The sequence below is a fragment of the Streptomyces kunmingensis genome (assembly GCF_039533535.1).
In the GTDB taxonomy this organism is placed as follows: domain Bacteria; phylum Actinomycetota; class Actinomycetes; order Streptomycetales; family Streptomycetaceae; genus Streptomyces; species Streptomyces kunmingensis.
In genome coordinates, this window is the sequence record NZ_BAAATS010000017.1 from 273,512 (window position 1) to 294,863 (window position 21,352).

Consider the following 21,352-nt stretch of genomic DNA (forward strand, 5'->3'; position numbering starts at 1 on the left):
CAGCCCCATGGGCGCGCGCCATACGCGCCCCTTGAGATGCCGCACGAAGTGCGCATCTCAGGGGCGCGGGGAACTGCGCGATCAGCCCCCACCGGCCGGTGGACGAAAAACCTCCTAGGGGCGCGGGGAACTGCGCGATCAGCCCCCACCGGCCGGTGGACGAAAAACCTCCTAGGGGCGCGGGGAACTGCGCGATCAGCCCCCACCGGGCCGCAGGTGAAAGAACACCCCAGGGGCGCGGGGAACTGCGCGAGTCGCCGCGATGGGCCCGCGCCCGACCTCCCGCCCCGCCCCCGCAGGGCATGGCCTCCCCCGCTAAGGGGATCCCGACCGGTCGGGGACCACGCCGGGGTGGGACGACGGTGGGGCGGGGGGTGCCTACTGTCGGCGGCATGAGCGATATGACGATCGAGGCCCGAGGGCTGTGCAAGCGGTACGGCGGAGCGACCGCCGTGGACGCGCTCAGTTTCTGCGTGCGGCCAGGCCGGGTGACCGGCTTCGTGGGTCCCAACGGGGCGGGCAAATCGACGACGCTGCGCATGATGCTGGGCCTCGACAGACCGGACAGCGGGGACGCCCTGATCGGGGGCCGGCCCTACACCGGGCTGCCCGACCCCCTCGGCACCGTAGGCGCGCTGCTGGACTGCGAGGCGCTGCACCCGGGCCGCCGCGCCCGCGACCACCTGCTCTGGCTGGCCCACTACAGCGGACTGCCGAGCCGCCGCGTCGACCTCGTCCTGGACCAGGTCGGACTCGCCTCCGCCGCGAAGAAACGTACGGGCGGCTTCTCCCTCGGCATGCGCCAGCGCCTCGGGATAGCCGCCGCGCTGCTCGGCGACCCACCCGTGCTGATCCTCGACGAGCCGGTCAACGGGCTCGATCCCGAGGGTATTCAGTGGATCCGTGGTTTTCTCAAGTCCTTTGCCGCACAGGGGCGTACGGTCCTCATCTCCTCGCACCTGATGAGCGAACTGCAGGACACGGCCGACCACCTGGTGGTGATCGGGAGGGGCCGGCTGCTCGCGGACACCGATGTCGGGGAGCTCCTGGACGAGGTGTCCGGGTCACGGGTCGCTCTGCGGACCGGGCGCCGCGCCGAGGCGATGACCGTGCTGACCGGCGCGGGCGCCACCGTCGCCGTGACCGGGGCCGACCTGCTCACGGTCACCGGCCTGCCCGCCGAACGGGTCGCCGCGCTGCTCGGCGCGCAGGACATACCGTTCTCCGAACTCTCCCGGCACCGCGCCACGTTGGAGGAGGCATATATGGAACTGACGGCGAGCGCGGCCGAGTTCACCGCCCAGGACGCGTCGTGAGCGGCACGGTCCGCGCCCTGCGCGCCGAGTGGACCAAGCTCCGGTCCGTGCGCAGCACCCCCCTGGCCCTGCTCGCGCTGCTGGGCCTGCTCCTGCTGATGACGGTGGCCTCGGCGAGCGGCAGCGAATTCAGCTACGGGGGCCCGGACGCGTACGACGGCGTGAGCTTCGCGCACCGCACCACCGGCGACGACCAGGGCACGTACACCGCGCGCGTGGCGGCCCAGCGGGACAGTCACGCGTGGGCGAAGGCGGGGCTGCTGCTCAAGGACGGAACGGCCAGCGGATCTTCGTACGCCGCCCTGATGGTCACGCCGGGGCACGGCGTGCGCATGATGGCCGACGGGAAGCACGAGCTGACGGCCGGGGGCGAGGACACCGACGCTCCGGTGTGGCTGCGGCTGCGCCGGGACGGGGCCCGGGTCACCGGATACGTGTCGCGGGACGGGCGTGCCTGGCACCGCGTCGGCACGCTGACCGCGTCCGGGCTGCCCGCCGCCGCCGAAGCCGGCGTCTTCGTCACGTCACCGGAGCGCGCCGTCGAGAAGCGCACCGGGCCCACGCAGGTCACCGCGCACCCGGAGCCGACCGTCGGCCGGGCCGTCTTCGACCACGTGTACTTCCCCGACGCACAAGCGGGTTGGCGGCACACGGACGTCGTGCAGCCGCCCGAGGCGAACGCGCCGCCCCCGGACGCCGTCGCTCCCGCCGGTACTTTCCACCGCGCCGCCACCCGCATCACCCTCACCGGCAGCGGAGACCTCGGCGGGCTCGGCATGGGCGGGGTCGGCGACGGGCCCGGCATCGACCTCGTGAAGCAGTCCCTGGACGACGGGATCCAGCTCGCCGCGCTCGCGGTGATCGCGCTCGGCGTCCTGAGCGTCACGTCCGAGTACCGCACGGGCACCGTACGCACCACGTTCACGGCGAGCCCCGCCCGCGGCCGGGTCCTGGCGGCGAAGGCCGTGGTGCTCGGGGCGACGGTGTTCGCCGTCGGCCTGGTGGGCAGCGTGGCGGCGTTCCTGCTGGCACGGCCCTACCAGCGCGAGAACGGTTTCCGGCCGCCCCTCTTCGACGACCCGTCGCTCACCGACCCGGGCAGCGTCCGCGCCGTCGTCGGCAGCGCCGCGTTCCTCGCCCTGATCGCCGTACTGAGCCTGGGCGTCGGCGCACTGCTGCGCCGCACCGTCCCGGCCGTGGTCCTCATGTTCGTGACGGTGGTCGTGCTGCCGATCGTCGCGTCGACGACGTCGATCACGCTCGACGAGGTGGTGGGCAGCGCGACACCCGTGGCCGGCATGGCGATCCAGCAGACCAGGCAGCTCATCGACGACGCGACGACCCCGTGGGCGGGCTTCGCCGTGCTGTGTCTGTACGTTGCCGTCGTGCTCGGGGCCGCACAGTGGCGGCTCACCCGGCGGGACGCATGAGGCGCACGGTCCGCGCGGGGTGGGCGGTGGGGCCCTTGAGCCGTGCGGTCCGTGGGGAGTGGACCAAGCTGCGTACCGTGCCGGGCCAGTTGTGGACGATCCCCGGTCTGACGGCCGCGATGGTGGCGTTCACGGCGCTCATCGCGGCGGGCGCCCGCCCCGACGAGTCCGGCACCCTCGACCCGACGGCGCTCTCCCAGTCCGGCGTCTACCTCGCGCAGGCCGCCGCGGTGCTGATCGCGGTCGCCGTGGTGTCGTCCGAGTATCCGCGCCTGATGCGCACGACGCTGGCCGCGAACCCGCGCCGGGGCACGGTCTTCACGGCGAAGGTCGTGGTGGTGGCCGCGGCGGCGCTGGCGGCCGCGGTCCCGGCGGTCGTGGCCGCACTGTTCGCCGGGCGCGAGGCGCTCTCCTCGTATGCCCAACTACCGCTGCACTCAGGGCAGTTGTGGCGGGTGACGCTCGGTACGGCGGCGTACCTCGTGCTCGTCGCCCTGCTGAGCGCGGGTGTCGCGCTGGTCGTGCGGCACGCGGCGGCGGCCGTGGGCACGATGCTCACCCTGCTCTACGGGCCCTACCTCGCCGTGCTGATCATCAAGATGCCCGAGCACGCGCTGCACCTCGTCCAGAAGGTGTCCCCGATGACGGCGGGGCTCGCCGTGCAGACCGCCTCGGGGCCGGGGACGGCCCCGCTGGGCCCCGCGGCGGGTATCTCGGTGCTCGCCGGATACGCCGCCGCGGCCCTGGCCGCCGGATGGGTGGCGCTGCGGGTGCGGGACGCGTAGATCCCGAGATCCCGAGATCCCGAGATCCCGTAGATCCCGTCCCGGACTACTCGGGCGCGCCGCCGAAGCGCTCCTTGTACGACTCCAGGTCCTCGTCGGTGATCTTCGCGAAGAGGACCGGCGGGACCGTGAAGGCGGTGCCCGCGGGGACCGTGGTGAGCGCCTTCGCCTCGTCGGCGCTCACCCAGTCACGCGTGTCGTCGGCGAGGGCGAACGCGGCGCGCATCGCGGCCGCGGACGACGGAATGAACGGCGCCGAGACCACCGAGTACAGGTGGATCAGGTTCATCGCCGTACGGAGGGTGAGGGCGGCACCGTCCTTGTCCGTCTTGATCTCCAGCCAGGGGGCCTTCTCCTCCAGGTAGGAGTTGCCCGCGGACCACAGGGCGCGCAGCGCCGCGGCGGCCTTGCGGAACTGGAGGGCCTCCATCTGGGTCTCGTACTCGGCGAGGAGCTCGGCGATCTGCTCGCCGAGCCTCGTCTCCGCCTCGCCGGGGGCGCCGCCCGCCGGGACGTCGTCGCCGAAGCGCTTGCGGGAGAAGGACAGGACGCGGTTGACGAAGTTGCCGAGGGTGTCGGCCAGGTCCTTGTTGACCGTCGCCGTGAAGTGCTCCCAGGTGAAGGACGAGTCGTCCGACTCCGGGGCGTTGGCGATCAGGAAGTAGCGCCAGTAGTCCGCCGGGAGGATCTCCAGGGCCTGGTCGGTGAAGACGCCGCGCTTCTGCGAGGTGGAGAACTTGCCGCCGTAGTACGTCAGCCAGTTGAAGGCCTTCAGGTAGTCGACCTTCTTCCACGGCTCCCGGACGCCCATCTCCGTGGCGGGGAACATGACGCTGTGGAACGGCACGTTGTCCTTCGCCATGAACTCCGTGTACCGGACGTCGGTGGCGCCGTCGGGCCCGTACCACCAGGACTTCCAGTCGCGGGTCTCCCCGTCGGGCGCTGTGTCCCGCGCGGCGTCCGCCCACTCCTTCGTCGCGCCGATGTACTCGATCGGGGCGTCGAACCATACGTAGAAGACCTTGCCGTCGGCCGCGAGCTCCGGCCAGGTGTCCGCGGGGACCGGGACGCCCCAGTCCAGGTCACGGGTGATGGCGCGGTCGTTCAGGCCCTCGGTCAGCCACTTGCGGGCGATGGAGGAGGAGAGCTGCGGCCACTCGTCGGCGACCTCGTCGATCCACGCCTCGACCTCGCCCTGAAGCTTCGACTGGAGGAGGAAGAGGTGCTTGGTCTCCCGGACCTCCAGCTCCGTCGAACCGGAGATCGCGCTGCGCGGCTCGATCAGGTCCGTCGGGTCGAGGACGCGCGTGCAGTTCTCGCACTGGTCGCCGCGCGCCTTGTCGTAGCCACAGTGCGGACACGTGCCCTCGACGTAGCGGTCGGGCAGGAAACGGCCGTCGACGGGGCTGTACACCTGCCGGACTGCCCGCTCCTCGATGAACCCGTTCTCGTTCAGGCGGCGGGCGAAGTGCTGGGTCAGCTCCGCGTTCTGCGGGGAGGAGCTGCGGCCGAAGTGATCGAAGTCGAGCGCGAAGCCGTCGTAGATCGCCTTCTGCGCGTCGTGCGCCTGCGCGCAGAACTCGGCGACCGGGATGCCCCGCTCCTTCGCGGCCAGCTCGGCCGGCGTGCCGTGCTCGTCCGTCGCGCAGATGTACAGCACGTCGTGGCCGCGCAGCCGCAGGTAGCGGGCGTAGACGTCGGCCGGGAGCATGGACCCCACCATGTTGCCCAGGTGCTTGATCCCGTTGATGTACGGAAGGGCGCTGGTGATGAGGTGTCGAGCCATCGGGGGCTGCTCCCAAGTCGTGACGATGTGTTGCGCGCAGTGACGGGTTTCGGCTGCGGAATCTAGAAATCGTAGCTGACATGGGGTGGCCGCCCGCGCGGAGTTTTACTGCGCGGACGGCCGGGGTGGTGCCTTGTTGCGTACGAGGCTGGGGTTACGGGCGCCAGGTCGCCAGCACGCCCTCGTAGAGCTCGGTGTCGGTGAGCTCGAGCGGGGTCGGGCCCGCGTGGAAGAAGGCGGCGTTGTCCGCCTTCAGCTTGCGGAGGTAGTCGAAGCCCTTCGCGTCGTGCTCGCCGAACGCGACGAACTGGAAGAACAGCGGGTGGCTCGCCGCCTTGGCCAGGGCCTCGGTCGCCGGGCGCTGCGTGTCCGGCGGGCCGTCCGTCTGGAAGACGACCAGGGCCGGGGCGGTCGGGTCCGCGCTCTTCTCGTGGTGCGCGACGATCTCCTCGACGGCGCGGTGGTAGCTGGTGCGGCCCATCCGGCCGGCCGCGCCGTGCCACGCGTCGATCTTGCCCTCGTACGTGTCGTCCAGGGCGAGGTCGCCCGTGGCGTCGATGTCCGTCGAGAAGAACACGGTGTGGACGGTCGGGGTCCCGCGGCCGTCGAGGTGGGCGGCGAGCGCGAGGGTCTGCTCCGCGAGGGCGTTCACGGAACCGTCCTTGTAGTACGGCCGCATGGACCCGGAGCGGTCGAGCACGAGGTACACCGTGGCCCGGGCCCCGCCGAGCCCCTGCGCCGCGAGGGTCTCCCCGGCCGCCTTGTACGCGGCGACGAGCCCCGGGGCACGCGTCTTGACGTCCCCTTCGGAGTGGGCGGAGCCGTTGGCCGGGGTCGCGGTGACATCGGCGGCGACCGTGCCGGGGCCCTTGGTTTCGGCGGCCGGGGTGGTGGCCTCGGCGGTGGGCTCCGCCTCGGCGGGAGCCTTCGCCTTGACCGGCGCCTTTGCCTTGGCGGGCGCCTTCTTCTTGGCCGGGGTCCTGGTGTCGGCCTCGGCGGGTTCGGTGACCGGGGCCTCGGTCTTGCCTGCGGCTTCGCTCGGGGCGGTGGCCTTGGCGGCGGCGGCCTTGGTGTCGGCCTCGGCGTCGGTCTCTTCCGGTGCGGCAACCTTCGACTTCGCGGGGGCCTTCTTCTTGGCCGGGGCCTTGGGCTCGGCCGTGACGGGAGCTTCCGCCTCGGCCGCCGGGGCCGCCAGGGCCTCGGCCTCGGCCTTGGGCTCGGCGGCCTTCGCCTTGGTAGGTGCCTTCTTCTTGGCCGGGGTCTTCGCCCCGGTCTTGGCGGGAGCCTTTGCCCGGGCGGCGGCCTCGGCGGGTGCGTCGGCCTGCGCGGGGGCGGCCTCGACCTCGGGCTCCGCCGACTCGGTGACCGGAGCCTCGGCTTCGGCCTTGGCGGGCTCGTCCGGGGTCTGCGCCTTGGCCGCCTCCGCCGGAGCGGCGGGTTCCGGCGTGGCCGGGGTCTTGGCCTGAGGGGCGGTGTCCGTCTTCGCCGGGGCTTCGGCCTCAGCCTTGGGCTTCGCCGGTTCAGCGGCCGGAGTGTTCGTCTCGGCCGGTGCGTCCGCTTGCGTGGCGGGTTCCGGCGTGGCCGGGGTCTTGGCCTGGGCGGCGGCGTCCGTCGCCACCGGTGTCTCGGCCTCAGCCTTCGGCTTCGCCGACTCAGCGGTCGGAGCCTCCGCCTCGGCCGGTGCGTCCGCCTGAGCGGCGGGTTCTGACTTGGCCGGGGCCGGGGCCGGGGTGTCCGTCTCCACCGGAGCCTCGGCCTCAGCCGCCGGAGCCTTCGCCGAGGTCTCCGCCTCCACCTGGGCGGACTCCACGGCCGGCGCCTCGGCCTGAGCCGGGACCTCAGCCTCAGCGGCGGGCTTCGCCTCGGCGGCGGGCTTCGCCTCAGCGGCAGGCTTCAGCTCAGCCGCCGTCTTCGGCTCGTCCGGTGCCTGCGCCTGGGCCGGGACCTCCGCCTGGGCCGGGACCTCCGCCTGAGCCGGGGTCTCGGCCTCCCCGGAGGCCTCCGCCTGAGCCGGGGTCTCGGCCTCCCCGGAGGGCTCCGCCTGAGCCGGGATCTCAGCCTCCCCGGAGGGCTCCGCCTCCGCGGAGACCTCGCGGGACGGTTTCGGAACCGCGACGTTGTCGAATGCCGCGGCCACCAGATCGTCGGCCTCGCCCCGCGACGGCTTGGGCACCTTCGGTGCCTCCGGCGAGGCGGCGGCGGAGGGCGTGGCCGGCGGCGTGGCTTCCGGCTCCCCCGCGGCAGCGGCCTCCGCGTCCCCCTTCCGGGACCGCCCGAACGCGTTCCGCAGCAGATCCAGAATGCCCATGTGCGCAACCTTCCGCATGAGTTGGTCCCCGAACGTCCCTGGAACCCCTGGCCAGGGCGGACACGTAAGGTTAGCCGCCGCCGGGCGTGATCTTGGGAAGGGTCCGGTCGATCCGCCCCGGCGGATCGAAGCACCCGGCTCCCCCTCAGGCGAACGCGCCGCCAATTGCCCCCTCTTGGGGTGGGCGTATGTCCGAGAAGGGGACGGATGTACGGGCCGCGGAGGCATCGGCGCCCACGAGCGAAAGCCGCTCCCGGTAGGCCGGAGCCTGATGCGCCGCCTCCCCGTACGCGGCCCGCAGATCGGGCAGCACCGCTTCGAGCAGCGCCTCGTTGCGCGCCGTGAGCAACAGCCGTACGCCCACCGGGTCCCCCTGCAACGGCCGGATCGCCATGTCCGCGCGCGAACGGGACGTGGGCTGGCACAGGGCGACGACGTCGCCGGTCGCGACGAGGGACGCGGCGGTGAGGTAATCCCCGTGCAGGACCCGCGGCTCGAGCCCCGCGGAGCGCAGCGCCCGCAGCAGGCCGTCCCATTCGCCGTCCACGGTCGGGTCGACCATCCACCGGTCACCCGCCAGGTCGCTGAGCCGCACGACACTGCGCCGCGCTGCCGGATGATCCGACGCCAGCGACACGAACTGCGGCTCCCGCTCCACAAGGACCCGGCACGCGAGCCCCGGCGGCATCCGCAACGGGCTGCCCTCCACCTCGTGCACGAACGCCACGTCGAGCCCGCCCTCCGCGACGAGCCTCAGCAGCGCGTGCGCGGACACGTTCACCCGCAGGGTCGGTTCCGCCCCCAGGAACGCGGCGTTGGACCGCAGCCGGCGCAGCCACCCCGGCAGGGCGCGGCTCGCGGTGGACCCGATGCGCAGCCGGCCGGGCACCTCGGCCGTGGCAGCGGCGGCCGCGCGGGTCTCCTCGACCAGGCTGCGCAGGCCGTCGACGAGCGGATGGGCACGGGTGAGCAGGACGCGGCCGAGCGGGGTGGGGCGACAGCCGGTGCGTTCGCGGGTGAACAGCCGGCCGCCCACGAAGAGTTCGAGGCGGCGCAGCTGCGTGCTCAACGCGGGCTGCGTCATCCCCAGTTGGCGGGCCGCCTTGTGCAGGCTGCCGGTGTCCTCGATCGCGCACAGGGCGCGCAGGTGCCGTACGTCCAGCTCCATGGGCGCGAGCGTAGGGCGGTTACGGAAGACGCACCAGTACGCCTCCCACACCACACACACCTCCTACACCTCATCCACCTCACTGGCCTCTGAAGAACCCTGACTCCTCGGTGATAACCCGGCGTTATCGCCAAATGCCATCATCCCCAGACGCCCCGTACACCCCCACACTCACCTGCATGACCATGACACAACCCCCCACAGTCATCCGTCTCCTCGCGTGCGCGTTCGGCGCGGGTCTCACCGTCACGGCGCTCGCGGCCGGCCCCGCCACCGCGCAGACCCCCGCCCCCGCCCCGGCCAAGGTCCACTACGCCGGGTCCAGCGAGGAGGCCGCCGCCAACAAGGCGTTCTTCGAGGCGGTCCTGAAGTCCGTCGCCGAGAAGCGGGCCGCGAACCCCGGTGCCGCGCAGGTCACCGTCACGTACAACGCGTCGAGCGCGCCCTCGTTCCAGCAGCAGATAGCGAACAGCGCGTCCATCTGGAACTCGTCCGTCTCCAACGTCAAGCTCCAGTCGACGTCCGGCGGTGGCGACTTCTCGTACCGCGAGGGCAACGACGCGCGTGGTTCGTACGCGTCGACGGACGGGCACGGCAGTGGCTACGTCTTCCTCGACTACGCGCAGAACCAGCAGTACGACTCCACTCGGGTGACCACGCACGAGACCGGGCACGTTCTTGGTCTGCCGGACCACTACGAGGGGCCTTGCAGTGAGCTGATGTCGGGCGGCGGGCCGGGTCCGTCCTGCACGAACGCGTACCCCGACGCGAATGAGAAGTCCCGGGTGAACTCGCTCTGGGCCAACGGCTTCGCGAAGGCGCTCCGCAAGGCTGAGGCGAATCTGGGCTGATCCGCCCAGTCGCCGGGTGCGGCAGCTCTGCCGGGTCTGAGCGCGCAGTTCCCCGCGCCCCCGACTGGCATTCGTCTGCGAGCTCAGAGGGCGCGTGAAGCGCGCCGCCCTGGGGCTGCGGCGAAGCCGCATGCCCCAGGGGCGCGGGGAACTGCGCGAGAAGCCCCACCGGGTCCGCGGATGGAGTGCTGCTAGGGGCGCGGGGAACTGCGCGAGAAGCCCCACCGGGTCCGCGGATGGAGTGCTGCTAGGGGCGCGGGGAACTGCGCAAACCGCCCCACCGGGCCGCACCCGCAGAACAACCCACCAAGGGGCGCGCTCACGCTGTCGTCGGCTGCTCCCCGGTAGGGCCACCGCGAACCCCGATCGCCCGCGCCGCCGCGACCTCCTGGCGGACCTGTTCGAGGACCCCCTCCCGAAGCCCCGGCCCACCGCCGAAATCGGCCCGGACCTCCGCCAGGACCACAGAATCCCGCAGACCCTGCGCCAGCTCCCGCAACTGCAGGACCACTTGGGTCACCTCCGCCGATGAAGGCGCAGGGGAACCATGACGGACCCGCACCCGCGCCGCGGTCGTCGCGTCCACGATGCGTTCGACCGCGACGACGAGGGGCCACCACGCCGCCGCCCGCCTCCCCGTGGGCGGCGGCTCCGTGAGCGCACGCTGGAACTCGGTGCGGATCACCGACAGGTCCCGGTACAGCCGGCGCCGCATCCGGGCCCGGACGGCCGGGTCCTTCGTCTCGCCGAACGCGCACTCCACGTACATCGCCGTGTCGGCCACCGCGTCGGCGAGCCGGTCGCCGATCCGGGTGTGCCAGCTCTCGGGCCACAGCAGATAGCCCGCTACGAGCGCGATCGCGCAGCCCATCAGGCTGTCCAGGAGCCGCGGCGCGAGCAGGGCGGTGCCCTGGTGGTTGAGGATGTCGGAGAGGAGCAGGATCACCGGGGTGATGGCCGCGGTCTGGAAGGCGTAGCCGCGTGGCGTGAGCGCCGGGATGAGCGCGGCGAGCAGCAGCATCACCGGCACGTCCCACCAGCCGAGCGGTACCTCGGAGAGCACGGCCGCCGCCACGAGCAGGCCCGCCGCCGTGCCGAGCGCGCGCAGCACCGCCCGCGAGAACACCGACCCGAAGTCGGGCTTCATGACGAACGTGATGGTCAGCGCCACCCAGTAGGAGCGCGGCACCGGCACGAGCGACACCAGCGCCTGTGCGATGCCGATGCACAGGGCGAGCCGCAGACCGTAGCGCCAGGACGCGCCGGACAGGATCACGTTGCGGGCGCCGCGGCGGGCGCGTACCCGGAGCGCGGCGGGGTGGCCGAGCCGGTCGTCGATGTTGGTGAACTCGCTGTCCCCGGTGCGCGCCGCGACCTCTGCGGCGTGCCGCACCGCGTGGTCGAGGGCGCGCGAGGCGGGTCCGTCGGGCTCGGGGAGTTCGAGGGGTGCGCTGTCGGCGGTGCGGCCGGACGCGATGACGTCGGCGAGGGCGCGTACGGCGTCGGGCACCTGCGGGGGCAGCGGTACCCCGCACTCGTGGACGGCGGGCGCTGCCTCCACGACGGGGGTGACGGCGTTCAACTGGCTTACCAGGCGCACCAGTTCCGGATTGCGGCCGTGCGTGCGGGCGCGCCGGGCGAGGACGAGGTCGTAGGCCTGGTTGAGCGACTGGGTGACGGCGAGGCGGGTCTCCGCGTATTCGAGGGGGTTCTGACTCGCGGCTTCGAGGAGATACGCGACACCGCGGTACGTGGATGCCACCGCGGCCCGCTCGGGTACGCCGCCGCGCAGGGGCCAGGCCAGCAGCGCGAGGAGGAGGACGAGGGCGCCGCCGCTGGTCATCAGGAGCGGGGCCAGCCACCAGTCGCCGGGCATCGGCAGGCCCGCGCCGACCACGCAGTTCAGCAGGAGCAGCAGGCCCGCGACGGAGGCGACCGCGCCGATCGTCGAGATCATTCCGGAGACCAGGGCGATGGCGGTGACGGCGGTGACCGCGAGCCAGCCGTGGCCGAAGACGGCCGAGCCGATGGTGACGCCGAGGGCGCCGAAGAGTTGGGGGACGGCGATGTTGAGGATGCGCATGCGGTACGCGTCCGCTGTGTCGCCGATCACTCCGGAGAGGGCGCCCATGCCGGCGAGGGCGCCGTAGGTGGGGTGGTCTGTGGCCAGGCCGATGGCCAGGGGGGTGGACATGGCGATCGCCGCGCGGGCGACTGCGGCCCAGGGGGTGGGGGCGCGCTGGGGTTTTAGGGTTCTGACCAGCCAGTCGGGGGGTGTTCGGCGGGACGTGGGGCGCTGCGCTGGGCTGGGCGGCATATGGCCAGTATGCGATCTTGGGGCGCCGTTGCGGGGCTCTGCCCCGGACCCCGCTCCTCAATCGCCGGAGGGGCTGAGTTCGGGGCTCTGTCCCGGGACCCGGTCCTCGATCGCCGGAGGGGCTGAGTTCGGGGCTCTGTCCCGGGACCCGCTGACCAGACGGTTGCCGGCCGCGGTCAGGCGTGTTTGGCCGGGCCGCCCGCGCGCGGGGAGCGGTGCGGTTCGGAGGCGAGCGCCCAGATGACGAAGATGCCGATGCCGATGGAGATCAGCGACCACACGGGCGCGTACGGCAGGAAGAGGAAGTACTCGACGATGTAGAGCGCCGCGAGGCCGATGCCCGCGCCGCGCGCCCACTCGGAGCCCTTGAGGATGCCCCAGCCGGTGAGCGCCACGAGGATGCCGAGGATCAGGTGGATCCAGCCCCACGTGGTGAGGTTGAAGGAGTAGACGTAGTCGCCGATCCGGGCGTACACGTCGTCCTTGGCGATGCCCGCGATGCCGTTGAGGATCCCGAGGACGCCGCTGACCAGCATCAGGACACCGGCGAAGACGGAGCCGCCGGTCACCCAGCCATCACCACGGCCACCGCGGTCACCGCGGTCACCGTCGCTGTCGCCGACGGTGGGGGCGGAGGTGCGGTTCCGGTGCTCCCTCGAACCGGCGGCGGGGCCGGGGTCAGGGGCCGGGGGCGGCGTGTTCGGCGGAGGGGTGGCCGAGGTGGGGGGTGTGTTGGGGGGAGTGTTCGGGGGTGTCGGCTCGCTCATGGGGGCGCCTCCTCGTGTCACGTCTCACGTTTCACGTGTCACGGGAATGCTCGTCCCGGCGCGGCCTCGCGGCACTCCGCGCGCGGCTGAACGGGTGACGCGGCGTCCTCCTGCGGGGCACGCCGTCCGGGCAGCCCGAACCCGTACCGTCCCGTCAGCCAGGCCGCCACCGCCACCGCCGCGCCCACGCCGATGATCACCCACGACACGGTCCGCATCGACGACGTGAGGGCGTCGTACACCGCGCCGGCCGCCGCCTTGTCCGCGTCGCTGTCGAGGTCGCCGAGGGTGAGGGAGCGGGCGATCGTCAGGGCGAGGAGCAGCGCCGCCGCGCCGAGGGCCATGCCGAGCGCTGTCGCGACGAGGGCACGGCGTCGGCGAACCGCCAGGAGCAGGCCGGCGACGGTGAGGACGAGGGAGGCCAGGGGCAGCCACAGGCCCGCGACCTGGAGCAGGTGGAATACCGTGCGCAGTTCGGCGAGGTCGCCGGCGGACAGGACGGTGATCTCGGTGTGGGTGACCGGGATCTGGGCCGCGAACGGCACGCCGTCGTCCTGGAGTTGCTGCCTCACCTGCTTGGTGACGGGTGCCAGGTCGAGGGTGACGGCGCCGGTGTCACCGTCGTCGAGGGCCTGCTGGACGGCATCGTGGGCGGCCCGGTTCGCCGTGTTCCAGGCGTTCTGGAAGGCGGGGGTGTCCGTGAACGAGACGACCGCGTCGTGCAGGTACTGCTCGACGGTGGACTGCAGCGGGCCCACGCTGATGTTCTTCATGATCCCGGTGGTCACGGCGGCCCCGACCGCGTTCTGCACGCCCGGGTCCGTGGCGAGCGGCGCCATCGTGGACACGTAGCGGCCGCTGTCGCCGATCTCGTACTTGGCCCAGGTGGACAGCGTGCCGAGCGGGACGAGGAGACAGGCGAGGACGAGCAGGACGGGGGCGAGCGCGGCGCGGACGGTGCGTGTGGTGCGGGTGCCTGTGCGGATCACCCCTCAAGCCAAGGCCCGGCCCGCGCGGCACGCGAGCGGGGCGCCTGCATACGGCGTACTGGCGTACGCCTAGCGCACCGTGCCCGGTGCGGCGCCCGGTGTGGCACCCGGTGCTGCGCCCTGCGGGCCGTGATCGGGGGCGTACTCGCTCGACGAGTAGTAGCGGTAGTACACCGCCACGAACGTCGCGCCGCCCACGAAGGCGCCCAGCACGACGGACCACAGGATCGCCCCGTTGGCGAGGCTGTGCAGGAAGCCGACAGCGATACCGGCGAAGGCGCCCCAGACCGCGGCGCGTGCCCCGATGTGGCGGCTGCCCTGCCGCGAGCACCAGTGGTGGATGCCGAAGCAGAGCGCGGCGACGAGGATGCCGGTGACGAAGCCGAGCAGGATGTTGCCGCCGGTCACTTCGTGGCCGAAGCGCTGGATGTTCGCGGCCCAGAACCCGTAGAGGGCGCCGGTCACCACGGGCAGCAGCTTCGCGGTGGTGGTCGCCGAGGGGGTCGCGGGCCGGCCGGCCTGCGTGGAGCGGGTCGGTGCGGGTGCAGCGTGAGCCATGACGGGCTCCTTCCAGGTGCCCCCCGGTTTCCCTCTGTCCCGTCCCTCCATCCATTGACTGCTCCCCGCGTACGTTCCGCAACGCGGCGCGGGTTCGGTGCCGGGTTCAGCGGTCGGTTCAGTGACCGGTTCAGTGGCGGGTTCAGTGGGCGGGTACGGGCACGAACCGCGAGGTCACGTGCAGGTCGGCGGCGATCGCGGCGGCCGTCGCGAGCAACTCGTCGGTCCAGGCGTCGGCGGATCCGCGCCCCTGGTGGGCGGTGATGTCGAGCGCCGAGACGACCCGGCCGTCCCGGTCCCGTACGGGTACGGCGACGGACCGCAGCCCGTCCTCGGGCCCGTCGACGACGACGGCCCCGGTCCCGTCGGCAGCGGCTCCGTCCAGGACGCGTCCGGCGGCCGTCGTGGCGGCGGGCAGCCGGGAGCCGACGCCGATGTCGACGCTCATGACCCGGCGCGGGGTGACCCTGGCCGTGCACCGGACCCGGTCCCCGTCGGCCACGGAGAGCCCCACGGACTCCCCGGCCCGCTCCGACAGCGCGGCCAGGTGGGGAGCGGCGATGCGCGGCAGCGACGTACGGGACAGCGGGGCGCAGCCCAGGGAGAGCACGCGGGGCGTGAGCCGGTACGACGTGCGGTCCTCCTGGGTCACGAGGCCCAGGTGCTGGTACGTGATGAGGGCGCGGCGGGCGGTGGCCCGGGACAGCGCGGTCCGCTCGGCGATCCGGGCCAGTGTCATCGCGGGGTGGGCGGCGTCGAATGCGGTCAGGACGGTGAAGCCTCGGGCCAGCGATTGGATGGTCGCCGGGGCCCGGCCCTCTGTCACGGGGCTCCGCCCCGGGCCCCGCTCCGCAATCGCCGGAGGGGCTGTATTGGGTGTCAGCGCCGTCTCCATCTGCGCCACACACGCCTCCAGGGGCCCCTGAACCGCCCGCCACAGCGAATCCACCCCGTGACGACTCGTATGGCTGACCACACTCACCGCACAGACGACGCCCCCGGAGGGCCCTCGGACGGGGACGGCCACCGCGATCAACCCGGGTTCGACGAGCTGGTCGTCGACCGCCGGCGGCACCCCGTCACGGAAGACAAGACCCGGCGCAGAGCCATCGCCGGGCAGGCTGTCGCCGACGCGGAAGCTGATGGACAGGGCGCGGCGCCGCAGGACCTGGTGGACGAAGCGGATGTCGGGGCCGTCAGGGACGGCGAGGGAGACGGATTCGTCGAGTTCGTCGGCGAGCCGGTCGGCGAGCGGCCCGAGCAGCTCGGGCAGGCGCAGGGAGTCGAGGTAGGCGTTGGCGACGGCCATGAGGGGCGGCGCGAGGGAGGCGTCCCGCCCGTCGAGGCGTACGTGGCCGAGGTGGGCCAGGGTCGCGCAGATCCGGTCGACGGTGGACCGGGCGAGGCCGCTGGACCGGGCGAGTTCGGCGAGGGCGAGGGTGCCGTCCGCGTCCGTGAGGCGCCGCAGGACGTCGAGGCCGCGGATGAGCGGGGTGACGGCCTCGGCGGGCGGCGGCTGGGTCACGGACGGGGTCACGGACGGGGACGGCACGGGAAGCACGGGGCAACGTTAAGCGACCGGGCCGGGGTCAGCGGCTCAGGAGTTCCACGACCCGGTCGAGGGCGGCCGGGGCGAGGTGGCGGCGCAGGGCGTCGACCACGTCCTCCGGCCGGTCCCGGCTGTCGATCCTGATTACGCCGTAATCGCGCCCGCGCCGCTCGGTGCGGGCCGGGGGCACGGAGGCGGCGGGCAGTTCCCCGTACTGGCCGGGCAGCTGCTGGTCCTCGTGGGGGAGGCGGGCGATGCGGCGGGCGTCCTCGACGGAGACGCGTCCGTCGGCGAGGGCTTCTTGCAGGTCCTCGCGCAGCTTCATCAGGGACAGGCGCTGGGAGACGAACCCCTGGGTCTTGCCGATGCGGGCGGCGACCTGGCGCTGCGAGTAGCCGTAGGCGGTGATGAGGCCCTGGATGGCCTGGGCCTGTTCCAGTTCGGTGAGGTCGTCGCGCTGGACGTTCTCGATGAGCGCGTCCTCGTCGGAGCGGCTGGCGTCGGAGCGGACGAGGACGGGCACTTCGTCGAGCCCGGCCATCCTGGCGGCGGCGAGCCGGCGGTGGCCGTGCAGCACGACGTACGGGGCACCGGCCACGGCCGCCTTGTGGTGCGGGTGCGCGGCGAGGAACACGGCGGCGGGGACGACACCGAGGGCCTGGAGCACACCGCGCTCGCGAACGGTCTCGGCGAGGCCGTCCAGGTCGCGCAGTTCGTGACGCGGGTTGTCCGGGTTCTCGGCGAGGTCGGTGACGGGGACGGTGAGCGGTTCGGTGGCGGGCCGTTTCGGCGCGGCGGGCACTCGTTCCGCGTCCGCCGCGCCCAGCAAGGAGGAGAGGTCGGTGCGGCGCCCCATCAGGCCTTCACCCTCTTCTTAGCAGCCTTCGTAGCCTTCGTACGCGAACCCGACTTTGTGCGGGCCGGCTTCGGGATCGCGGCGAGGCCGACCTCCAGGGCGAGCCGGAAGAAGTCCTCGCGGGCCTGGAGGGCTACGCGGTTGGCGCCGTACTGGGTGACGACCAGGCCGTCCGCGCTGGCCCGGGTGTGCAGCTTGTAGTGGCGGACGACGGCGCGGGCCAGCGGCCAGCCCTGGGCCTCGACGAAGGCGCGGGTCTGTTCCAGGTCGGCCTTGCCGTCGCGCGGGTCCCAGTTGTTGATGACGACACGGAACGGAAGGCCGCGCGGTTTCACGACCCGCTCGACCGTGCGCTGCGTCGGCTGGAAGCCGAGCGGCTCGGGCTCGATGGGGACGATGACGTCGGTGGCGCTGGACAGCACCGCGCGCAGGGCGTCGGCGGCGGCGCCCTTGCCGAGGGGGTCGGCGCCGTCGTTCTCGGCGAGGTCGAGCCAGCCCGGGGTGTCGACGAAGACGTGCTGCACGGACGGGATGCGGGACAGGGCGGCGAGGCCCGCGAGGTCGTTGTGGGCCTGCACGAAGTCGAAGGGCAGGCCCTCACCGACACGCTCGGACCACCACACGGCCGAGCCCTGCGGGTCGATGGAGACGGCGACGACCGGCGGGTGTTCGCCTTCTCGCCGGCTGCCCGCGCCGAGGACGTCGGCGGTCACGGCGGCCAGGTTCACGGCGAGCGTGGACTTGCCCACGCCGCCTTTCTGATTGAGGATCACGTGCACGTGTGCCATGAATGCTCCTAATTTAGGGCGTTTAGGGCGGATGTTACGTGCCCGTCTTCGCGTCGCATTCGAACCACACCGTCTTGCCCGGCGGGCTCGGCCGCACCCCCCAACGGTCCGTGACCGCCTGGACGAGCAGCAGGCCCCGGCCGCCCTCGTCCAGCTGCTCCGGATTCCGTACGACCAAGGGGCGCGGGTCCGGGTCGCCGACCTCCACGCGTACGCCTCTGTCCTGCCGCACGATCAACAGCGTGCAGCGCCTGCCCGGTACGTGCCGGACCACGTTGGCGAGGAGTTCCGTCACCGCCAGCTCCGCCGCCTCCGTCAGTTCCGGCATGTCCCACTGGCGTAGGTAGATCCGGACGATCCTGCGAATGTGCTGGGCCGAATGGGTGCCCACCGAGAAATCCATGGCGTGACAGGTCATGACAACTCCTGGCCAAGAGGGACGAGTTGAGGCGTTCTCGGTACGAGAGTGGCGGCTGATCGCTACTCTCGGCTACAAACAGAAGCGGACAGTCACTGTCGTTGGGGGAGCCATGGCCAATATCCGGCAACTCGACCCGAGCGCGTCGCCGCTCGATCATTTCGGCTCGGAGTTGCGTCACTGGCGCGAGGCGGCGGGTCTGAGCCAGCCGCAGCTGGGCGCGAAGCTGTTTTGTACCGGGTCCTTGGTGGGCCAGATCGAGACGGCCCACAAGGTCCCGACCCGCGATTTCGCCGAGCGGGTGGACTCCGTCCTGGGGGCGGGTGGGGCGTTTGGGCGGCTTGCGGGGCTGGTGTTGCGGAGTCAGTTGCCGTCGTGGTTCCAGGAAGTCGCGCGGATGGAGGCACAGGCGACCTACATCTCGACCTACCAAGCCCAGGTTGTGTACGGGCTGCTACAGACCGAGGCTTACGCACGGGCCGTCCTGGAAGTGTCCAAGCCGGACCAGCTCGACGAGCGGCTCGCGGCTCGTATGGAGCGGCAGCGTGTATTGGACCGGGCTGCCCCGTCCGCACTGTGGGTTGTGCTGAGTGAGGCCGTGCTGCGCGGCGAAGTGGGGGGACGTGAGGTGATGTGGAACCAACTCGCCCACCTTTTGAGCTTCAGGGAGCGCGACGACGTGAATGTTCAGGTGGTGCCGTTCTCGGTCGGTGCACATCGCGGGTTGCCTGGGACGTTCACGCTCATGCGCTTCGATGGCGACCCGGACATTGCCTACACCGAAGACTTCATTCAGGGTCATGCGACGGCCAACCCGCAAGCAATCAGGGCCGGTTCACTCCGTTACGCTCAACTTCAGGCCACAGCCCTCTCCGTGGAGGCGTCGGGGGCGCTGATCAGCCGCGTAATGGAGGAGAGCTATGGGGAACACCTGGGAGCTGACGGGCGCGACATGGCGTAGGTCGAGCTACAGCAGTGACACTGGAGGCGAGTGTGTTGAGTGCGCCCCTCTCGACGGCGCGGCTTGGCGCAAGTCCTCCTACAGCGGCAACGAAGGCGGCGAGTGCCTTGAGGTCGCCGCCACTACCCAAGGGCACGTCGCCCTCCGCGACTCCAAGAACCCCGACGGCGGCGTCTTCGCCGTCACTTCAACGGCCTTCGCCGCGTTCATGTCGGCAGCCGCGCAGGGCTCCCTGTAGCCGACGAAGCCCTGCGCAGCAGAATTGGCGTACCCAGCAACAAAACCCCGGCCGCGGCCAGCGCCCCCCGCGTACCGACCGCCGCCGCGATCTCGCCCCACACCAAGGTCAGCGCAGCGATCACCGCGCTGCCCGTGATGTTCCAGGCCGTCAGGACCCGGGCCACCCGATCCGACTCGGTCCGCTGGAGGCGTTCTCGGGCCATGACGGGGTTGAAGATGCCGCAGCAGGTGATGAGGCCGAGCTCGACGGCCATCACCACAAGGAGACCGCCCACCCCGGGACCGGTGAACGCCAACCCCACCGGCCAGCAAACGCGCGCAACCCCGCTGACCCGCAGCACCCGCAGGGCCCCGTACCGCTTCACGAGGCGGGGTGAGAGCCGGGAGCCGATGAGTCCGCCTAGGCACGGGACGCTGAAGGCGAGGCTGTACTGCCATACGGGGAAGTCGAGTTCGCGCAGCATCAGCACGGCCATCAGCGGGGCGCCGACCATGATCAGCCCGTTCACGAGCGCGGTGTTCAGGAACAGCCCCCGCAGGTCGGGGTGGCGCCACACATACCGCCACCCCTCACCCACCTCGGCCCAACTGAACCCACGGCCACCCCCCGAGGGACCCGGCACCGCCTCGGGCGAGCGGATCGCCCGGACCCCGAGTGCGGACAGGACGTAGGTCACCGCGTCCCCGACGATCGTCGTCAGCGGCCCGAAGAAGGTGATCGCGGCGCCTCCGAGCGGCGGGCCGAGCGCGGTGGCCGTCCACATAGTCGTCTCGAACCGGGCACTCGCGACCAGCAGCCCGTCCGCCGGGACAAGGGCCTTCAGATGGGCGCCGCTCGCTGCCTTGAAAACAATGTCGGCGGCCGCGACGACCACCGAGACGAGCACCAGCTGGGCGAAGCCCAACACATCCAGCACGTACGCCACCGGCAGCGTGAGCAGCGCCCCGCACCGCACCAGATCGGCCCAGATCATCGCCGGCCGCTTGCGGCGGAACTCCACCCACGGGCCCAGCGGCACCGCGATCAGCGCCCCGGCGGCGAGCCCGGCCGCCGCCAGGAACGACACCTGCGCCGTACTGCTGTCCAGGACGAGCACCGCGATCAGCGAGAACGCGTCCAGGGCCAGCCACGTACCCGCCGTGCTCACCGCGAACGCCGCCCACAACCACCCGAAATCGCGGCCCAGCCGCATCTGCGTCATGACGTGCGATCCAAGCGGTGCGGGACCGGCCCGATCAAACAACCGACACCCCGTCCTCGTACAACCGGTGGTTGTACGGCGGCGTGGTTCCAGGGGCCAGTGGTTCCATGTGGAGGTGGATCTCGAAACCGTACGCACCGTCGTCGCTGTCGCCGAAGAGGGGCAGTTCCAGGTGGCGGCGCAGGAGCTGGGCGTCAGCCAGCAGGCCGTCTCCAAGCGGGTCGCCGCCCTGGAGGCGGAGCTGGGCGTGCGGCTGTTCACGCGGGTGCCGCGCGGCGCCCGGCTCACCCTGGACGGGCAGGCGTTCCTGCCCCACGCCAAGGCCGTACTGCGCGCCCTGGAGAAAGCCACCGCGTCCGTGCGGCCCGGGCGGCGTCCACTGCGCGTCGACGTGATGGGCACCCGCGTCATGACCGCCGGGCTCCTCCAGGACTTCCACCGGGCCCACCCCGAGGTCGCTCTCGACGTGGTGGCGTTGGGCGCGGCCGGGAAGGCCGTGCTCGCCGCCGTCCGGGACGGGAGCCTCGACGCCGCGTTCTGGGCCCGCCGCATCCCCGAGGACCAACTGCCGCCCGGGGTGCGCAGCGAGCGTGTCGTCGACGAGCCGATCCTGCTCGTCACCGGCACCGGGCATCCCCTCGCGGGGGCGGACGCCGTCACCCCGGCCGACCTCGCCGGGCACCGGATCCGGATGCCGGGCCTGGGGCAGGGCACCGAGTGGGGCGCGTACTACGGGGAGCTGGCGGACGACTTCGGGCTCGACATCGACGTGGCGGGCCCGAACTTCGGTGCGGACCACCTGTTGCAGACGGTGGCGGACTCGGCGACGGTCGCCACGTTCATGGGCCCGCGCACCCCACTCGCGTACCCCGCCGGCCTGGAGCTGCGCATGATCCCGGTGCACCGCCCGACCCCGGTCTACCCGCACTCCCTGCTGAGGCGCGACGACAACCCGCACCCGGGGCTCGCCGCCCTGCGGGCCCACCTGCTGCGCGCGTACAGCGAGCCGCGCGGGTCCGACACCTGGGTCCCGGCCTGGGCCCGCTGAGCACCGGCCTCACTC

19 protein-coding genes are annotated in these 21,352 nt (G+C 72.3%); 7 read left to right on the top strand and 12 right to left on the bottom strand.

What is annotated here, in order from left to right; genetic code table 11:
* Nucleotides 1–392: 392 nt before the first annotated feature.
* The 3 genes from ABD366_RS20670 to ABD366_RS20680 are packed head-to-tail and all read left to right on the top strand — an operon-like array spanning nt 393 to nt 3,531.
* Nucleotides 393–1,316, top strand: coding sequence for an ATP-binding cassette domain-containing protein (locus tag ABD366_RS20670; RefSeq protein ID WP_324771227.1), 924 nt, complete (start codon nt 393–395; stop codon nt 1,314–1,316).
* On the top strand, nt 1,313–2,746 hold the full coding sequence (locus tag ABD366_RS20675) for a hypothetical protein (RefSeq protein ID WP_324771228.1): 1,434 nt from the start codon (nt 1,313–1,315) through the stop codon (nt 2,744–2,746). Before ABD366_RS20670 ends, ABD366_RS20675 begins: the two co-directional genes overlap by 4 nt.
* 35 nt (nt 2,747–2,781) lie before the next feature.
* Entirely contained in the window at nt 2,782–3,531 is a 750-nt protein-coding gene (locus ABD366_RS20680) for a hypothetical protein (RefSeq protein WP_324771229.1), read from the top strand.
* 46 nt (nt 3,532–3,577) lie between these two features.
* Here ABD366_RS20680 and metG read toward each other — a convergent pair whose 3' ends face one another.
* The 3 genes from metG to ABD366_RS20695 all read right to left on the bottom strand — a co-directional run bounded on the left by metG (nt 3,578) and on the right by ABD366_RS20695 (nt 8,793).
* Nucleotides 3,578–5,317 carry a methionine--tRNA ligase gene (gene metG, locus ABD366_RS20685; RefSeq protein WP_324771230.1) on the bottom strand — a complete coding sequence of 580 codons (1,740 nt, stop codon included), beginning with the start codon at nt 5,315–5,317 and terminating at the stop codon, nt 3,578–3,580.
* Nucleotides 5,318–5,471: 154 nt separating this feature from the next.
* Nucleotides 5,472–7,625 carry a VWA domain-containing protein gene (locus ABD366_RS20690; RefSeq protein ID WP_344442228.1) on the bottom strand — a complete coding sequence of 718 codons (2,154 nt, stop codon included), beginning with the start codon at nt 7,623–7,625 and terminating at the stop codon, nt 5,472–5,474.
* Nucleotides 7,626–7,770: 145 nt separating this feature from the next.
* Nucleotides 7,771–8,793, bottom strand: a complete 1,023-nt coding sequence (locus ABD366_RS20695) for a LysR family transcriptional regulator (RefSeq protein ID WP_324771232.1) — start codon at nt 8,791–8,793, stop codon at nt 7,771–7,773.
* A 179-nt stretch (nt 8,794–8,972) separates the two neighbouring features.
* On the opposite strand from ABD366_RS20695, the gene snpA reads away from it, so the two are divergent.
* Nucleotides 8,973–9,644 carry a snapalysin gene (gene snpA, locus ABD366_RS20700; RefSeq protein ID WP_411293771.1) on the top strand — a complete coding sequence of 224 codons (672 nt, stop codon included), beginning with the start codon at nt 8,973–8,975 and terminating at the stop codon, nt 9,642–9,644.
* 319 nt (nt 9,645–9,963) lie between these two features.
* Here snpA and ABD366_RS20705 read toward each other — a convergent pair whose 3' ends face one another.
* The 8 genes from ABD366_RS20705 to ABD366_RS20740 all read right to left on the bottom strand — a co-directional run bounded on the left by ABD366_RS20705 (nt 9,964) and on the right by ABD366_RS20740 (nt 17,886).
* A complete protein-coding gene (locus tag ABD366_RS20705) occupies nt 9,964–11,961 on the bottom strand; it encodes an FUSC family protein (protein ID WP_324771233.1) in 1,998 nt (665 codons plus the stop codon).
* 176 nt (nt 11,962–12,137) lie between these two features.
* Nucleotides 12,138–12,728: a DUF7144 family membrane protein gene (locus ABD366_RS20710; protein WP_425576963.1), complete on the bottom strand. Its 591-nt coding sequence runs from the start codon at nt 12,726–12,728 to the stop codon at nt 12,138–12,140.
* Between the two features lie 38 nt (nt 12,729–12,766).
* Nucleotides 12,767–13,717 carry a hypothetical protein gene (locus ABD366_RS20715; protein ID WP_324771234.1) on the bottom strand — a complete coding sequence of 317 codons (951 nt, stop codon included), beginning with the start codon at nt 13,715–13,717 and terminating at the stop codon, nt 12,767–12,769.
* 69 nt (nt 13,718–13,786) lie between these two features.
* On the bottom strand, nt 13,787–14,275 hold the full coding sequence (locus ABD366_RS20720; RefSeq protein ID WP_324771235.1) for a hypothetical protein: 489 nt from the start codon (nt 14,273–14,275) through the stop codon (nt 13,787–13,789).
* Between the two features lie 142 nt (nt 14,276–14,417).
* Nucleotides 14,418–15,836 carry an IclR family transcriptional regulator domain-containing protein gene (locus ABD366_RS20725; protein ID WP_324771236.1) on the bottom strand — a complete coding sequence of 473 codons (1,419 nt, stop codon included), beginning with the start codon at nt 15,834–15,836 and terminating at the stop codon, nt 14,418–14,420.
* Nucleotides 15,837–15,864: 28 nt separating this feature from the next.
* The gene (locus tag ABD366_RS20730; RefSeq protein WP_324771237.1) at nt 15,865–16,680 is read right to left on the bottom strand and encodes a ParB/RepB/Spo0J family partition protein; all 816 of its coding nucleotides are present in this window, start codon (nt 16,678–16,680) and stop codon (nt 15,865–15,867) included.
* Nucleotides 16,680–17,468 (bottom strand): ParA family protein, encoded by a 789-nt coding sequence (locus ABD366_RS20735; protein WP_324771238.1) that lies wholly within the window; start codon nt 17,466–17,468, stop codon nt 16,680–16,682. The genes ABD366_RS20730 and ABD366_RS20735 overlap by 1 nt, the downstream gene beginning before the upstream one ends.
* A 34-nt stretch (nt 17,469–17,502) precedes the next feature.
* Nucleotides 17,503–17,886 carry an ATP-binding protein gene (locus ABD366_RS20740; RefSeq protein WP_324771239.1) on the bottom strand — a complete coding sequence of 128 codons (384 nt, stop codon included), beginning with the start codon at nt 17,884–17,886 and terminating at the stop codon, nt 17,503–17,505.
* Between the two features lie 112 nt (nt 17,887–17,998).
* Here ABD366_RS20740 and ABD366_RS20745 point away from each other — a divergent pair, with 112 nt between their 5' ends.
* Nucleotides 17,999–18,847: a helix-turn-helix domain-containing protein gene (locus ABD366_RS20745; protein WP_324771240.1), complete on the top strand. Its 849-nt coding sequence runs from the start codon at nt 17,999–18,001 to the stop codon at nt 18,845–18,847.
* Nucleotides 18,807–19,085: a DUF397 domain-containing protein gene (locus ABD366_RS20750; RefSeq protein ID WP_324771241.1), complete on the top strand. Its 279-nt coding sequence runs from the start codon at nt 18,807–18,809 to the stop codon at nt 19,083–19,085. Before ABD366_RS20745 ends, ABD366_RS20750 begins: the two co-directional genes overlap by 41 nt.
* Here ABD366_RS20750 and ABD366_RS20755 read toward each other — a convergent pair.
* Nucleotides 19,054–20,289 (bottom strand): MFS transporter, encoded by a 1,236-nt coding sequence (locus ABD366_RS20755; protein WP_324771242.1) that lies wholly within the window; start codon nt 20,287–20,289, stop codon nt 19,054–19,056. The two genes, ABD366_RS20750 and ABD366_RS20755, sit on opposite strands and share 32 nt — an antisense overlap.
* Nucleotides 20,290–20,404: 115 nt before the next feature.
* Here ABD366_RS20755 and ABD366_RS20760 point away from each other — a divergent pair, with 115 nt between their 5' ends.
* Nucleotides 20,405–21,337, top strand: a complete 933-nt coding sequence (locus ABD366_RS20760; protein WP_324771243.1) for a LysR family transcriptional regulator — start codon at nt 20,405–20,407, stop codon at nt 21,335–21,337.
* Nucleotides 21,338–21,352 lie beyond the last annotated feature (15 nt).